This is a genomic window from Thalassospira xiamenensis M-5 = DSM 17429, assembly GCF_000300235.2.
Taxonomy (GTDB): domain Bacteria; phylum Pseudomonadota; class Alphaproteobacteria; order Rhodospirillales; family Thalassospiraceae; genus Thalassospira; species Thalassospira xiamenensis.
In genome coordinates this window covers 4,514,383-4,530,043 of sequence record NZ_CP004388.1, presented here as the reverse complement: position 1 = coordinate 4,530,043, position 15,661 = coordinate 4,514,383, and the positions used below count along the sequence as shown (strand labels likewise).

Here is a 15,661-nt window from a genome sequence, read left to right as displayed (position 1 = left end):
TTTCGGAAAAACTTCTTGGGGTTAATTGGAAATTTGCTGATCAAATGGCAATTCATGAACAAATTCAACGAATTCGGAATCTGAAATCAACAACCTGGCAAACCGTATCACGCGAAGACATGTGGCGCGGGCTGCTGGATAGATTGAACTATAATGATCAATCCTTTCCCGAATTCCTGCAACATCATGCTGTAAATGGTGAAATATCATTGGCGCGTCGTGATGTTCGAAACATTTATGCCAACCGTCCGACCTGTGGTGTTGTCGCGACCATCATCTGGTCGCATGCGCGTGGCATCCGCGTAAATGCGCTTTCGCTTCTGGTTCGTGACCTGACGAAACTCGTGGAATTGTTCGAAAATGACGATTTCGACGAAGATCAAATGTCACTGCTTCTGGGCCAGCCTGGGATATCCATCCCGACCGCCAGCAAAATGCTTTCAGCCTGTGGCAAGAAATACAAAGGCAAACCCGCCGCCATCATCGACGACACGATCATTCAGGTTATCGAAGCACCGGAATTTGCATCCGATTTTAAGGAAATCAACGAGCTTCGCGGCAAATCGCGCAGCCGACCTATTCCCTACTACGAAGCCTATCTCGACGATGTCGCGTCAATCTGTGGCAGATACGATGTCTCTGCCGATATGGTAGATCGCTTTTTGTCGGAGTATGCGCTTGTCGATGCGCAGGAAACCGATCAACGGAAATCCGCCTGAAAACTGATACCCTGTGTGGCATGTCATTCAAGCCCCACAGGGTATCGGCAGATGGGTACTGCCCAGCCCCCTTTAATCAGTAACGCAGATTAACACCGGTCACCCGCCAGCCCGGCTGATCGACGCCGGTTATATGTTCGATCCGTGTCACGCCAAGCGTATCGATATGAAATGATAAAGCTGCCTCAAGCGACAGACCAAGCGCATTGGCAAGGGCCGCCCGCACCGTCCCGCCGTGAATAACGGCCACAATATCGCGCCCGGCCCAATATCTTGTCAGCCGGTCAAATATTGGCCCAACCCGTTCGACAACGTCGCTGAAACTTTCACCATTCGGAGGATGCTGGCGCGCGAAATCGGCCCAGAAACGGGTGGTTTCCCCTTTGGGCAGATCATTCCAGTGTTTCTTTTCCCATGCGCCAAAATGCTGTTCCGCAAAGCCGGTTTCACGCGTAGGCAGGATGTTTTCATCCATCAGCTCAAGAAGTTTAAGCGCGGTATCAAGCGTGCGCGAAAGGTGGCTCGTAATCCAGACCGCGTCGTTTGGCAAATGGCGCGACAGGGCACGCAATGCCTTTTCATCGGTAAGATCAACCGGCATGTCGCTTCGGCCATAGACAAGCCGTTCCGGGTTGAGAACCGGCGCATGGCGAACAAGCCACCAACGGGTTGTCACTGCTTTGTTCATTCTTCCCCCAAGGAAAAATGCGGTCGAAAAATACGATCCGGGTTTGGGCGCCGTTTTAAACGGTTCTTTTCATGATCTTATCATCAGGCAATCTGAAGTATCGCGATAAATGCAATACCGACAAGCAGCTCGGAGATGATTTGAGTCATGCCCAGCACATCGCCAGTATGGCCACCAATCTGATGCCGGGCGATCCATCCGACAACCGATGCCCCGACCATCATGGCAATCAGACACATGAACGCGGTCACCGCACCCGCAACAATCACCACCAGAACCAAGGCGATGGCAATACCCGCGCTCACCACTTTGATGTCGGGTCGCCCGGCACTTTTGCCAAGACCATCTTCACGCGCCGGATCAAACACATAGGTCACGATCGGCATCGCCGCGCGCGATAGTGTCGCCATCACAATCAGGATGGCGGCCATGCTGCCACTTTCACCCGCAGCATCCAGAAGGGCGATGCGCATCGCAAGGCATAAAACAAGCGCAACAACCCCATAAGTCCCGATCCGGCTATCGCGCATGATGTCAAGCTTGCGTTGACGGTCCAATCCACCGCCAAACCCGTCGGCACAATCGGCAATGCCATCCTCATGCATCGCCCCAGTCAACGCGATCAGGGTAAAAGTCGCGACAATGGCCGTAATCACGACATTGCCGGTCAGAATCTCGATGACGTAGGCCGGAATGATCGCAATCCCGGCCATGAACAACCCAACCAGCGGCCAGCACCAAACTGATCGTGCCATCGCATGCGCGCTGAAGTCACATGGAATGAAAACCGGTATCCGGCTTAGCAGGGCAAGAGCACGCCAAAAATCAGCAAGCATCCCCTTGGGGGGGGCGTCAGGCTCAGGCTCTGATTCAGATCCGGTTTCTGGCTGTTTGGCATCAACTTGATCATCATCAAGGTTTTTCAAATTCATTCCGGTTTGATTATGATCATTGTTCACGGGTGTGTTCCGATATTCGAACTGGCATTTTGCACGCAATCAGACTAATCATGGGCGCGACAGAAGCCAAGCAGAAGACGCTTTGCATCCTTGTCCGCCAGCCGGAGATTTTCCATGTTCGATCCCAAGCATCCCCCCCAAAGTCTTGATGAAATCCGCACCCTGATGGCCCAATTGCCCGGTGTCGATGCAGAGGCACAGGCAGCCGTAAGTACGCGCGAGCCACAATTGACCAAGCCCGCAGGCGCGCTCGGCAGGATGGAAGATATCAGCCTTTGGCTGGCCGGGTGGCAAGGAAATTCACGACCGAACATGACACGCCCGCGTGTCACGGTCTTTGCCGGAAGCCACGGCGTCTGTGCACAGGGCGTGTCGGCATTCCCGGCCGAGGTCAACCAGCAGATGGTTGAAAACTTCATCAATGGCGGTGCGGCAATCAACCAGATCTGCAAAACGGTTGACGCGGAACTGCGCGTGATGGAAGTCGCCCTTGAAATCCCGACCAACGATTTCTCGCAAGAACCCGCCATGGATGACGAAGGCTGCGCCGAAGCAATGGCCTTTGGCATGAGCGCCATCGAAAAGGGGATTGACCTTTTTGTGCCCGGTGAAATGGGGATCGGCAATACCACCTCGGCCGCCGCCATTGCCTATGCCCTGTTTGGCGGTGAAGCCGCCGACTGGACCGGACGCGGCACCGGCATCGACGATGAAACGCTTAAACGCAAAACACGCGTGGTCGGGGATGCCATCATCCTGCACAAAAATCAGTTCCATGATGCATTCGACGTTCTGCGCTGTGTCGGCGGACGCGAAATTGCCGCGATGGCCGGTGCCATTCTGGCCGCGCGTTACCAACGGGTACCGGTTCTTCTTGATGGATATGTTTCCTGTGCAGCTGCGGCAATCCTTGGCACTATTCGCAGCGATGCCCTTGACCATTGTCTGATCGGGCATGTTTCGGCCGAACCGGGCCATAAACGACTGATCGAAAAGCTTGGAAAACAGGCGCTTCTCGATTTTGGCATGCGCCTTGGCGAAGGATCGGGTGCAGCCCTTGCCATTCCGCTATTGCGGGCATCGGCGGAATGCCACAACGGCATGGCAACCTTTGCCAAGGCAGGTGTCACAAGCCGCGACGCGTAATCGTTTTGATTTCGGAATTAAAAAGGTACCGGCCGTTTGCTGGCGTTATTTTTTGGTGCGCTCGCTCAGCAGATGCTCGACATGGCGACCCTGGAACATGGTGATATTGATCGAATGACCAAATTTGATCGCCCGCTCATCATCGCAGCGGCACATGATCACGCGCGTATCGCCTGATTGCGCCACAGCTTCGCGCATGGCGTTGCCGTGCTCTTCGTCCAGATTTTCCATTTCCGGATCCCAGATCATCTTGATCATATCAACGCCAAGCTTGTTGCGGTTGATATAGGGCAGCGAAAGATGGCTGATCCCGTCAATACAAATCCGGTAGCCACGATCGCGGCAGAAATCACGCGCAAAGAAGAATGCGCCAAGATCGGCAAAGATATCGATCTTTTGCAGTTCAAGCACGATGGTTCCGCGCTGACCTGCCTTGACGTTGCTGTCAAATGTCAGGAAATCCGGCGATAGCAGGGTCGAAACATTCAGATTGATACTGACCGAACCGGTCACCGATGCGTCATTGCTGCGTGTCAGCAACGACAACATGCGACGATCAAGAATTTCCGTCAGATGCTGAAACAGCCAGCGATTGGACAAAACATTGACATCGGGCAGCAGTGTTTGCTGTAAATCCTTGATCGAAATGAACAATTCGTGAAAAACCGGCGTCGGGTTCGCATCACCGACAACCGCACAAATCGCCTGCCTGCGCATCAGGTTCGAAAGATCAGCCCTGCGCAATGCCTCGTCAATACGCCCCAGTATTTTGGGTGTCAGCGGTGCACGATCATCTTCAAGCATCGGGCTGTCGTTGTGACGCTCGGCCGCCTTGCTGACCTGACGCGGACGGTTGGCGTTTGAGCGCACAAGCGTTTGTGCCAGATGCAGGAAATCCTTGTATTGCTGTGCGACATCGAAATAGTCGGTAAAGGTCGCAGGCGCGCCGCTTTCATCCTTGCCGTCACTGATCAGCGGATCATCATTGAAAAGGAATTTGAGCCGGAATATGACTGCATTGACCTCGTCAATCTCGGCCGCATCAAAGATGAAAATCAGATCCTGATTGGACAGCGTGAAAATACGCCCGGTCACATCAGGAACGATTTCTTCGAATGATGCAATTGCCGTGCGGATATGGTGATCGCGCCGGTTGAACGGCAGCAGCTTTGAAAAATGCACATGAACCGCCCCCACACCATCCTTGCGACGCTCAAGACGGCGCACATAATCGACCAAAAAGGCTTCGGGTGAGGGTAACGTGCTTTCAGACATACAGGATGACCAGATTTTCCAATGTGCAACGCGCGGCGAAAGTCCCGATTGAAATACAATAGTTCGCGGGCCGTTAACAGCTTATGTATTTATCATTGTGACAAATTGAAACCAAACCCGAAAATCAGTCATTTCCTGATGTTCCGATATTTGCCGAAAACACCACTTTTAAAAACGATAAGTCATGGCAATGGATCATCCAAGCTGCTAGTTTCAGGCCGATTTCATCAGCCTCGAACATTCCAGAGATCAAAACATGGATATCAATGCCTTCTTCGATGCCGAATTTGACGAGCATCTTGATCTGGTCGACAAAACCCGCGAAGCAACGCGTGCGCCCTTTGCAAAACTGGTATCGATCTGCACCAATGCGCTGAACGAAGGCAACAAACTCCTGTTCTTTGGCAATGGTGGATCAGCAGCCGACGCGCAGCATATCGCAACCGAATTCACGGTTCGTTACATCAATGACCGGCGTGCATTGCCGGCCATTGCCCTGACAACCGATAGCTCGGCACTGACCGCAATCGGCAATGATTTCGGATTTGATTATCTGTTTTCCCGCCAGATCGAGGCACTGGGTCGGCCAGGAGATGTCGCAATTGGTATTTCGACATCGGGCAACAGCAAAAACGTCAATCTCGGCCTTGAAAAGGCGCGCAAGATGGGGCTGATTTCCACTGGCTGGACCGGTAAAACCGGTGGCGCCATGGTTGATCTGTGTGATCCGTTGATGATCGTGCCAAGCAACACCACCGCCCGTATTCAGGAAATGCATATACAGCTCGGGCAAATGCTTGTTGGCGCACTCGAACATACCCTTGGCCTGACCAAGGCCTGATCCGAGCCACTTTCGATTTAACGAACAGAAGACGATACGCACATGACCGATCTCAGCCATCTGGCCCAACTGGTTGAACAACTGCCCAATGCCAAGGTACTTTGCATCGGCGATGTGATGCTTGACCGGTTTGTCTATGGCTCGGTCACCCGTATTTCGCCCGAGGCACCGATCCCGATCATCCGGGTCGAACGCGAAAGTGCAATGCTGGGTGGTGCGGGCAACGTTGCCCGCAATGCGACGGCCCTTGGCGCATCGGTTCGTTTTCTTTCCCTTGTCGGTGATGATCTTCCAGGCCGGGAGGTGATGGAATATGTCGCCAATGACAAGGGTGTCGAGCCCTATATCCAGATTGAACGCAACCGCCCGACAACGATCAAAACCCGCTATATCGCGGGCGGACAACAATTGTTACGATCTGATAACGAAACCACCGCAACGCTTGCCGCCCCAACCATCAGCAACCTGTCTGCCTTGGCTGCACAACTAGCGCCCGATGTCAGTGCCATTATCCTTTCCGATTATGGTAAGGGCGTTTTGCATGGTGACGTTGTCGCCGCAACCATTGCTGCCGCGCGCAAGGCCGGAAAACCGGTTATTGTCGATCCCAAGGGTACAGATTACAGCATCTATCGCGGTGCGACGGTCGTCACCCCGAACCGAGCCGAAGCCCAGGCCGCAACCGGCATCGACATTCAAAGTGACGAGGATGCAATTGCCGCAGCCACCAAAATCATCACCGAATGCGGTATTGAAAACGTCCTTCTGACCCGAAGCCAGGATGGCATGACGCTTGTCACCAGCAAAGGTGAGGCAACCCACCTTCCGACCGAAGCACGCGAAGTATTTGATGTATCGGGGGCCGGTGACACGGTCGTTGCCTGCCTTGCATCGGCGATTGCCGGGGGCGCATCACTTTCAGACGCTGCGCGTATTGCCAATGTTGCCGCGGGCATCGTGGTTGGCAAGATCGGCACCGCTGTTGTTTATCCGGACGAACTGATTTCTGTTCTGCATCATCACGACCTGATGATCGGCGAAGCCAAACTGATGCCGCTTGACCGCATGGTGGACCGTGTCGAACGCTGGCGCCGCAAGGGTTATAAGGTCGGCTTCACCAATGGCTGTTTCGATCTGCTGCATCCGGGCCATCTCAGCCTGCTGCAACAGGCGCGATCCAACTGTGACCGGCTGATTGTCGGGCTTAATTCCGATGCATCGGTCAAACGCCTTAAGGGCGAAGCACGCCCCGTGCAATCCGAGGCTGCCCGTGCGGCTGTCCTGGGGTCTCTTGAAACCGTCAGCGGTGTGGTGATTTTCGGCGAAGACACCCCGATCACGGTGATCGAGGCCCTCAAACCCGATATTCTGGTCAAGGGTGCCGATTACACCATCGACAAGGTTGTCGGCGCAAATATCGTTCAGGGCTATGGCGGCAAGGTCGTTCTGGCCAATCTCGCCGACGGTTTTTCGACGACCTCCACCATTGCGCGGATCAATCAGGGCAAGAAATAATCCAGATTATTCCGGGTTATCGGGCCATGGCATCACTTTAAGGCAGGGCCACTTTTTCCGCCATCGCATGACTTTGGCCGCATACACATCCCGGATCGGCAGGACGGGGTTCGGAATGATTGTGCCTTCCAAAACCGCTTCAAGCCCAAATGGCGCGTATATACGATACTCGTCATGCAGTTTGCGCAGCCCGATTGCAGTTGTTCGATAAGCAAATCGATCAATCCCGTCGCACGCAGCTGATACATCACCATATTCAATGTCGAATTTCTTCCGGTACCAAATCGGCACCCTTGCTTGATTGCGAATTTCGATCCGAATGGGCAGATCTGAGAACAAATCAGCAACTCGTGCAATCACCTTATCTTCAGCATTCCAACGGATGTCAGGGTCAAAATAGAATAGATCATAGTCATCAATCCGGTCTTCAGCAGGACGGTTTGCTGAAATATTCCATATTGATTGCGCCAGACACCCAGCCGTTAACCACCAGTCATCAATTCCCAAATCACCAAACCGATCAAGGATTGTCCGATTGAAACGGTTACGTAACACCAGATCAAGAAACAGCTGCCCCTGCTCAACCTGATCAACGGCATTCCCTGAGCTCATAGCGAAACCCACATCATCTTCAACACCACCGGCCACGCGGCATTAAGAATGCATGCTGTCGTGTAAAGTTTAAGCGCACGGTCAATATCGCTGGCATCGGCATCCCGCCTGCCATCCCCGATATAGGGGTCTTCAACCAGCTCCGCCCCGTATTGACGCGGTCCGGCAAGCGACAGGTCAAGTGCCCCGGCAAAGGCAGCTTCCTGCCACCCGGCATTGGGCGATTTGTGTTTTGACGCATCGCGCAGCATGATTTTCCAGGCATGCGCGCCGGAAGTTTTGCGGCCCATCACAGCGGCAAGGCAGATCACCCCACCGGCAATCCGTGCAGGGACAAAGTTCGCAACATCATCAAGACGTGCCGCGAACTTGCCGAAATAAAGATAACGGTCACTGCGATGACCGATCATCGAATCAAGCGTATTGATCGCCTTATAGGCACAAAGCCCAATCGGCCCGACCAGCACGTACCAGAACAGCGGCGCGACCACGCCGTCCGAAAAGTTTTCCGCACAGCTTTCAATCGCCGCCCGGCTGACCCCGGCATCATCAAGTGATTGCGGATCGCGTCCGACAATCATCGAAACCGCTGCCCTTCCGCCTGCAAGGCCATCGCGCTTTAACGCGACCGAGACGTCTTTGACATGCTGATAAAGCCCCTTTTGCGCAATCAGGATGGCAAGCAGCAGAATATCGGCAAACCGGAAAACATCGCCAAATGACGATATCAGCTGGATCATGCCGCCAAACGACGCCGCACAGGCAATCACCGCCAGACTGGTGAGGCTTCCGCGTAAAAAGCGATTACTGTTACCATATCGCGGTTTGTTCAGGCGCTTTTCAAACCAGTCAATCAGATTGCCGATCCAGACCACCGGATGCGGCACCCGCCCGAACAGCCACGGGAAATCCCCACAAACCGCATCAAGCACCAGTGCCAGAACCAGCACGGTGAAAAGCGGGCCCATGAAACCGGGCTGCGGAATCAGAAATTCAAGAATCATGGTTTCCATTGCGGCAATGTGCGTCGCAGGCACATGCCCGTCAATCATCATCCGGGATTACATGGGAAAATTACCGAACAAACAGCACGATTTGCCAATCGGTACGGGCTTTGATAAAAGAAATTCATACTTTTATTTTTTTCCTCATACAACACTTCAGCATCCAGATCAGGAGGCCTCAAACCTGTTACTTACCCATTCCATCATTTCGGGTAGCAAGATTTGTGACCACAACATCTGCAATCGCCCGTAAAACAAACCACAACAGTTTGTATTTTCTATCCGACCCGCCCTTACGACGATTATCCAATCAGCTGTGGCTTGCATTCCGCAGGCCAATCGGTGAAAACGGGGGTGGCATCGGGTACCGTGGCGGTTTGTGACCGTCGCGCACCAAAACACGAGAGAGACAAAGGAGCAGCCTTTTATGTCCCCCAAAGGCGCCGTAATGATATGCGGACACGGTTCGCGTGATGAGCGCGCTGTTTCACAGTTCAACGCCATGGTTGAAACAATGAAGCAGACCCATCTGGCCGATTATGATGTCGAAAGCGGCTTTCTCGAATTTGCGCACCCGATCCTGCGCGATGGCTTTGAAAAACTCAAAGCCATGGGCCACAAAAAGATTTACGCCCTGCCGGGCATGCTGTTTGCCGCCGGTCACGTCAAAAATGACCTGCCAAGCGAAGTGAACAATTTCGCCCATGAAAACCCGGATATCGACGTTAAATTCGGACGTGATCTGGCGATTGACCCGAAACTTCTGCGTGCCAGTGCTGATCGCATCGAAGAAGCCCTTGCAACCGCTGATGACAGCATCTCGCGCAAGGATACGCTTTTGATGGTCGTCGGGCGTGGCACCAATGACCCGGATGCCAATTCAAACGTCTATAAGGTCGCACGCATGTTACAGGAAGGGCTTGGTTTCGGGCGTACCGAAATCAGCTATTCCGGGGTTGCGCATCCGCGCGTCAATGCCGGTCTGCGCGAAGCCATGAAGCTTGGCTACAAGCGTGTGGTGGTATTCCCGTATTTCCTGTTTGCAGGCATTTTGATCGACCGGATTTACGCCCATACCGACGAAATCGCGGCCGAATTCCAAGATGTTGAATTCATTAAGGCGGAATATCTGCGCGATCATCCGCTGGTGCTGGAAAGCTTTGCCGAACGCCTGGCCGAAATTGACACCGGCGACAACAATATGAACTGCCAGCTGTGCAAATATCGCGAACAGATCATTGGATATGAAGGCGACGTTGCAACCCCGCAGGTCGGCCATCATCATCATGTGATGGGGATTGGCACCGACGGGCATAGTCACGGCCACAGTCATGGCCATGATCACGGGCACCATCATCATGGGCATTCTCATGATCATTCTCATGACCACAGCCATGATCACGGGCACAGCCACGATCACAGCCACGAAACCAATAAAGCGACCGGTTCCTGACCGGTCGCCCTTTGTTCCCTGCGAAAGGTGTGGCGATGTTCGACTATCTGCGGGACCCGCAGGAAATCTATCGGCAAAGCTTTACAACCATCGAAGCCGAAGCCGATCTCGCCCGCTTTCCCGAAGAATTGCGGTCGGTTGCCGTACGGATCATTCATGCCTGTGGCATGGTTGAAAAGGGAGATCTGATTGCTTTTGGCGGCGACGTGGTGACCGCAGCAATCAGGTCCCTGCAAAATGGCAAACCGATCCTGTGTGATGCGGAAATGGTCCGTCACGGGATCATTTACCGCCTTCTGCCCCAACAGAACCCGGTCATTTGCACCCTGAATACAGATGGCAACGCCGAACGCGCAGCCAAGCTTGCTACCACACGGTCGGCTGCCGCCATCGAAGATTGGGCAGATCATATCGATGGTGCAATAATTGCCATCGGCAACGCGCCAACGGCGCTTTTTCATCTGCTTGAGGCCCTGATTTCGAACCGTCTGGCGAAACCGGCATTGATCATCGGCATGCCGGTGGGCTTTGTCGGTGCGGAGGAAAGCAAAGAAGCCCTGATTGCCCATGCCGGTGACATCCCGTTCGTCACATTGCGCGGCCGGTTTGGCGGCAGTGCGGTCACCGCGGCAACGCTTAACGCATTGGCGCGCCTCGCATCGCCGGGGCAGACACCGGATGGCACGGCCACAAAACCCACCGACCCTGACAAGGGGAATGGCAAATGAACGAACAATCGCCCTTGAACGGCAAAATCACCGTGATCGGCATTGGCGAAGACGGTTATGACGGACTAAGCACGATTGCCCGTCAGATTCTGGAAACCGCCAGCGTGATTTTTGGCGGCAAACGCCACATCGCCATGCTGCCCGGATCAAATATTGCCACCCAGAACAGCTGGATCACCCCGTTCGAGGCCAATATGCCCCTGATCGAGGATTGCCTTGATCAGAACCCGGTTATTCTCGCCAGTGGCGACCCAATGTTCTTTGGTGTCGGCAATACACTGGTCAATTATTTCGGATCCAGATCAATTACCGTGATCCCACACCCGTCCAGCATCAGTCTGGCAGCCGCCCGCATGGGTTGGGCGCTTGCCGAATGCGATGTGATCACGCTGCATGGGCGCGAACCGGAAATCCTGCGATCGCACCTGCGATCGCGCGGTAGACTGATCGCGCTTAGTGCCGATGGCAGTACCCCGGCACTGGTTGCCGTCATGCTGTGCGAAGCCGGCTACGATCAAAGCCATATGACGATTTGCGAACGGCTGGGCGGTACAGAAGAACGCATTACCACCCAGACCGCCCAAACATGGCAGTCCACGGCAACCTCAATGCCCGATGTCAAACCGGTTGATCCACTGAACCTGATCATGATTGATCTGGTGGCCGGTCCCAAAAGCCGCGTTCTGGGCAATGGGGCCGGTCTTCCCGATGATGCCTTCATCCATGACGGGATGATCACCAAATCCGAAATCCGTGCCCAAACCTTGTCATCCCTTGCCCCATGGCGCGATGCCATGCTTTGGGATCTGGGGGCGGGATGCGGTTCGGTTTCAATCGAATGGATGCGCGCCGGGGGGCAGGCCATCGCCATAGAGCGCGATGCAAAACGCTGCGACCTGATCGCAAAAAATGCCATCCGCCTTGGTACACCCGATCTGATGATCCGCCAAAAGGGGATCGAGGATGTGATTGCCTTCGCCGATCAACTTCCGACACCCGATGCGATTTTCGTCGGCGGCGGCATCACGACATCCGGTCTGATGGATCGGTGCTGGGATATCCTGCCGATGCATGGGCGGCTGGTGGCCAATACGGTCACGCTGGAAGGCGAAGAACAATTATTACGATTTTACAATAAAAACGGTGGCACCCTGTCGCGCCTGTCGGTTTCCCGGCTGGTTCCACGCGGCAGCTTCAGGGGCTGGAGCAACCTTGCCCCCGTCACCCACTATGTCGGAGTAAAAGCATGAGCGACGCGGCCACAACACCCGCCAGCGCATTACCCGTGGCGGGTACGGCCTATGGCCTTGGCATCGGTCCGGGCGAACCCGACCTGATCACGCTCAAAGCCTATAACATCCTGCAAAAGGCGGATGTGATTGCCTATCCGGCCCTCGAAGACGGTGCCAGTCTGGCCCGCCAGATCGTGGCCCAGCATGTCCCTGATGGCCGGATCGAAATTGCCATTCGCATCACCATGGGCCAACCCGCCGACCCGATCTATGATGCCGCCGCCCTTGAAATCGGCGAATATCTGAAAGCCGGAAAAAACGTTGCCGTCCTGTGCGAAGGCGATCCGTTCTTTTACGGCAGCTTCATGTATCTGTTTGGTCGCCTGGCCGAGGCCGGCCACCCGGTTCAAACCGTGCCGGGTGTCAGTTCGATGATGGCCTGCGCCGCCCAGCTTGGCGCACCGCTTGCCGCCAGAAACGATGTGTTGCAGGTCATTCCGGGACCCTTGTCCGAAGAACGCCTGCGCGCGCAACTTGGCGACACCGATGCGGCCGCCATCATCAAACTTGGCCGTCACTTCGCCAAAGTCCGCAAGGTGATCGAAGAACTTGGCCTGACCGACCGGGCGCGCTATATCGAACGCGCAACACTTGAAACCCAGAAAATGATCCCGCTGGGTGATCTTCCGGCGGATGCAACCGCCCCCTATTTCTCGATGATCCTGATCCACCGTCGCGGAGACGCATGGCGATGACGCCCCCGAATATCCCCACCGCCAGCAACACCAACCCGATCCTGCCGACGGACCCGATTGCGCCAATTGCGGTTGTCTGCCTGACGCAACGCGCCCTTGCCACCGCCAAACGCATCGCTGCCAACCTGCAGGGGGCATCGGTGCATGGGCTGCGCACACGCGTTTCAACAAGTGACGTTGATGTGGCGTTTGACGATACCATTGCACATCTGCAACGAACTTTTTCGGCCGACCATGTGATCATCGGTGTTTGCGCATCGGGCATCCTGATCCGTGCTCTGGCACCGCTTCTGGCCGATAAATGGCAGGACGCCGCCGTCATCGCTGTCGATGAAGCCGGTAGCACCTTCATCCCGCTTCTGGGCGGGCATCACGGTGGCAACCGGCTGGCGCGCGATCTGGCCGAACGACTGGGCGGGCAGGCGGCGATCACCACGCCCGGCGATGCGATGCTGGGACTGGCCCTTGATGAGCCCCCCGTCGGCTGGCATCTTGCCAATCCGCAAGCCGTCAAACCGGCCACCGCCGCCCTTCTGGCCGGTGAAACCGCCCGGTTCGAGATCGAGGCAGGATCGGCCGCCTGGCTGACCAACAGCAATATCGAACGCAGCGACACCGGCACGGTGGTTATTCGCGCTACCGCAAAAGCCACAAATACGATTGGCGACGACAAGAACAATCACGAAATCGTCTATCGCCCGCCGGTCCTGGCGCTTGGCGTCGGTTGCGAACGTCACTGCGCTCCCGACGAGCTGATCAAACTCGCCACCGAAACCCTTGTCGCAAATGGCCTGAGTGCGCAAAACGTTGCGTGCGTTGTGTCCATCGACCTCAAGGCAGACGAAGCCGCCGTTCACGCACTGGCCGACCATCTCGGCGTCCCGGCACGTTTCTATGACGCCGCCACACTGGAAGCCGAAGCCCCCCGCCTTGCCAATCCCTCCGACATCGTCTTTGCCGAAACCGGCTGTCACGGCGTTGCCGAGGGTGCAGCCCTTGCCACCATCGGCAGCAATGGCACCCTGATCGTTTCGAAACAGAAATCAAAACGGGCCACCTGTGCCATCGGGCTTTCAATCGATGATATTGTCCCGCTGCAATCGGGTCGTCCGCAGGGACGTTTGTCGATTGTCGGCATCGGCCCTGGACAGCCCGGCTGGCGCAGTCCCGAAGCCAGCAGCCTGATTTCGCGTGCGACCGATATTGTCGGTTATCAGATGTATCTTGATCTTCTGGGGCCACTGATTGACGGCAAATCCTGCCATCATTCCGACCTTGGCGCTGAAGAAGCCCGTGCCAGACACGCACTTGAACTGGCCGCCACTGGCAGGGACGTCGCCCTGATCGGGTCTGGCGATGCCGGGATTTATGCGCTGGCAACGCTTGTGTTTGAACTGCTGGATCGCGAAGATCGTTCTGACTGGAACCGGGTTGCGGTTCAGGTATCACCAGGCATTTCCGCCCTGCAAGCCGCCGCATCACGGATCGGTGCGCCTCTGGGCCACGATTTCTGCGCGATATCGCTTTCTGACCTTCTGACCCCGCGCGAGGATATCCTGCTTCGGCTCAAGGCCGCGGGCGAGGGCGACTTTGTCATCGCCTTCTATAACCCGGTATCGAAACGCCGCCGTGATCTTCTGGCACAAGCCCGCGATATCCTGCTTGAACATCGCGGGCCGGAAACGCCGGTCGTGCTGGGTCGGCAGCTTGGCCGCCCGGACGAACAGATAACAGTCGTTCCGCTTGCGAAACTTGAAGTCGATATGGTCGACATGCTGACCACCGTTCTGGTCGGCTCCAGCAACAGCCGCCATATCACACGCGGTGAAAACAGCTGGGTCTATACCCCACGCGGCTATGCCAAAAAGGGCCCGGACGCTGCAAACGCCCCGGTCCACAGCCTCGATAATCCCAAAAACGACCCCAAAAACGATAAGGCAAACTGATGACCGTTCATTTTATCGGTGCCGGTCCCGGCGCCCCCGATCTGATCACCGTTCGCGGGCTTAAACTGATCGAAAAATGCCAGGTCTGCCTCTATGCCGGATCACTCGTGCCCGAGGAAATCGTCAAATCCGCCCCCGATGGCGCGCGCGTGATTGATACCGCGCCGATGAACCTTGATGAAATTCTGGCCGAGATTGAAATGGCACATGCCGCGGGGCAGGATGTCGCGCGCGTGCATTCCGGCGATCCGTCGATCTATGGCGCAATTGCCGAACAGATCCGCAGGCTTGATGACCTTGGCATCCCCTATGACATCACGCCGGGCGTTTCGGCCTATGCCGCCACTGCCGCCGAACTGGGGGCGGAGCTGACCCTGCCTGATATTTCGCAAACCGTCATCCTGACGCGCACAGCCATGCGATCATCCTGCATGCCCGAAGGTGAAAGTCTGGCCGAATTGGGTCGTTCGCGCGCCACCCTTGCGGTGCATCTGTCGATCAATAATCTGGTCAATGTCGTTCGCGATCTGATCCCGCATTACGGGGAAGATTGCCCGGTTGTTGTCGCCTATCGCGTCACCTGGCCCGATCAGCAATTCATCCACGGGACGCTTGGCGATATCCGCGCCAAGGTCAAAGGTAGTGGTATCACCCGGACGGCTCTCATCATGGTGGGCGGGGTCTTTGGGCGGAAGGATTTCACCGATTCCCGCCTGTATGCTGCCGATCACACCCATGTTTTGCGGCCAGCAAAACCGTAACCGAACTGTAAAACGCCCGTTTTTTGC

General features: G+C 55.5%; 15 protein-coding genes. 10 read left to right on the top strand and 5 right to left on the bottom strand.

Annotated elements, in window-relative coordinates:
- Positions 1–143: 143 nt before the first annotated feature.
- Complete coding sequence (locus tag TH3_RS20975) at positions 144–719, top strand: hypothetical protein (RefSeq protein WP_233421819.1); 576 nt, start codon at positions 144–146, stop codon at positions 717–719.
- Between the two features lie 76 nt (positions 720–795).
- On the opposite strand, the gene TH3_RS20970 is transcribed toward TH3_RS20975, so the two are convergent.
- Both TH3_RS20970 and cobS read right to left on the bottom strand, forming a co-directional pair.
- A complete protein-coding gene (locus TH3_RS20970) occupies positions 796–1,407 on the bottom strand; it encodes a histidine phosphatase family protein (protein ID WP_007088379.1) in 612 nt (203 codons plus the stop codon).
- 83 nt (positions 1,408–1,490) lie between these two features.
- Positions 1,491–2,243 (bottom strand): adenosylcobinamide-GDP ribazoletransferase, encoded by a 753-nt coding sequence (gene cobS, locus TH3_RS20965; RefSeq protein WP_040061371.1) that lies wholly within the window; start codon positions 2,241–2,243, stop codon positions 1,491–1,493.
- A gap of 237 nt (positions 2,244–2,480) precedes the next feature.
- On the opposite strand from cobS, the gene cobT reads away from it, so the two are divergent.
- Complete coding sequence (gene cobT, locus TH3_RS20960) at positions 2,481–3,512, top strand: nicotinate-nucleotide--dimethylbenzimidazole phosphoribosyltransferase (protein ID WP_007088381.1); 1,032 nt, start codon at positions 2,481–2,483, stop codon at positions 3,510–3,512.
- Between the two features lie 45 nt (positions 3,513–3,557).
- On the opposite strand, the gene TH3_RS20955 is transcribed toward cobT, so the two are convergent.
- Positions 3,558–4,787, bottom strand: a complete 1,230-nt coding sequence (locus TH3_RS20955; protein ID WP_007088382.1) for an EAL domain-containing protein — start codon at positions 4,785–4,787, stop codon at positions 3,558–3,560.
- A gap of 256 nt (positions 4,788–5,043) precedes the next feature.
- On the opposite strand from TH3_RS20955, the gene TH3_RS20950 reads away from it, so the two are divergent.
- Together TH3_RS20950 and rfaE1 are read left to right on the top strand one after the other, a co-directional pair.
- Entirely contained in the window at positions 5,044–5,628 is a 585-nt protein-coding gene (locus TH3_RS20950; RefSeq protein ID WP_007088383.1) for a D-sedoheptulose 7-phosphate isomerase, read from the top strand.
- A gap of 42 nt (positions 5,629–5,670) precedes the next feature.
- The gene (gene rfaE1 / locus TH3_RS20945; protein WP_007088384.1) at positions 5,671–7,143 is read left to right on the top strand and encodes a D-glycero-beta-D-manno-heptose-7-phosphate kinase; all 1,473 of its coding nucleotides are present in this window, start codon (positions 5,671–5,673) and stop codon (positions 7,141–7,143) included.
- 6 nt (positions 7,144–7,149) lie between these two features.
- Here the strand turns inward: rfaE1 and TH3_RS20940 are convergent, their stop codons facing one another.
- Together TH3_RS20940 and cbiB are read right to left on the bottom strand one after the other, a co-directional pair.
- Positions 7,150–7,755: a nucleotidyltransferase family protein gene (locus tag TH3_RS20940; RefSeq protein ID WP_007088385.1), complete on the bottom strand. Its 606-nt coding sequence runs from the start codon at positions 7,753–7,755 to the stop codon at positions 7,150–7,152.
- Complete coding sequence (gene cbiB / locus TH3_RS20935) at positions 7,752–8,759, bottom strand: adenosylcobinamide-phosphate synthase CbiB (protein ID WP_051682203.1); 1,008 nt, start codon at positions 8,757–8,759, stop codon at positions 7,752–7,754. The genes TH3_RS20940 and cbiB overlap by 4 nt, the downstream gene beginning before the upstream one ends.
- Positions 8,760–9,186: 427 nt before the next feature.
- Between cbiB and TH3_RS20930 the strand changes: the two genes are divergently transcribed.
- From TH3_RS20930 to cobM, 6 genes are read left to right on the top strand one after another with little or no spacing between them, the layout of a single operon-like run.
- Positions 9,187–10,212 (top strand): sirohydrochlorin chelatase, encoded by a 1,026-nt coding sequence (locus TH3_RS20930; RefSeq protein WP_007088387.1) that lies wholly within the window; start codon positions 9,187–9,189, stop codon positions 10,210–10,212.
- A 35-nt stretch (positions 10,213–10,247) separates the two neighbouring features.
- A complete protein-coding gene (locus TH3_RS20925) occupies positions 10,248–10,940 on the top strand; it encodes a precorrin-8X methylmutase (RefSeq protein WP_007088388.1) in 693 nt (230 codons plus the stop codon).
- The gene (locus tag TH3_RS20920) at positions 10,937–12,190 is read left to right on the top strand and encodes a bifunctional cobalt-precorrin-7 (C(5))-methyltransferase/cobalt-precorrin-6B (C(15))-methyltransferase (protein WP_007088389.1); all 1,254 of its coding nucleotides are present in this window, start codon (positions 10,937–10,939) and stop codon (positions 12,188–12,190) included. The genes TH3_RS20925 and TH3_RS20920 overlap by 4 nt, the downstream gene beginning before the upstream one ends.
- On the top strand, positions 12,187–12,927 hold the full coding sequence (cobI, locus tag TH3_RS20915; protein ID WP_007088390.1) for a precorrin-2 C(20)-methyltransferase: 741 nt from the start codon (positions 12,187–12,189) through the stop codon (positions 12,925–12,927). Before TH3_RS20920 ends, cobI begins: the two co-directional genes overlap by 4 nt.
- Entirely contained in the window at positions 12,924–14,873 is a 1,950-nt protein-coding gene (gene cobJ, locus TH3_RS20910) for a precorrin-3B C(17)-methyltransferase (protein WP_233421818.1), read from the top strand. Before cobI ends, cobJ begins: the two co-directional genes overlap by 4 nt.
- Positions 14,873–15,634, top strand: a complete 762-nt coding sequence (gene cobM / locus TH3_RS20905; RefSeq protein WP_007088392.1) for a precorrin-4 C(11)-methyltransferase — start codon at positions 14,873–14,875, stop codon at positions 15,632–15,634. The genes cobJ and cobM overlap by 1 nt, the downstream gene beginning before the upstream one ends.
- The last annotated feature ends 27 nt before the right edge of the window (positions 15,635–15,661 follow it).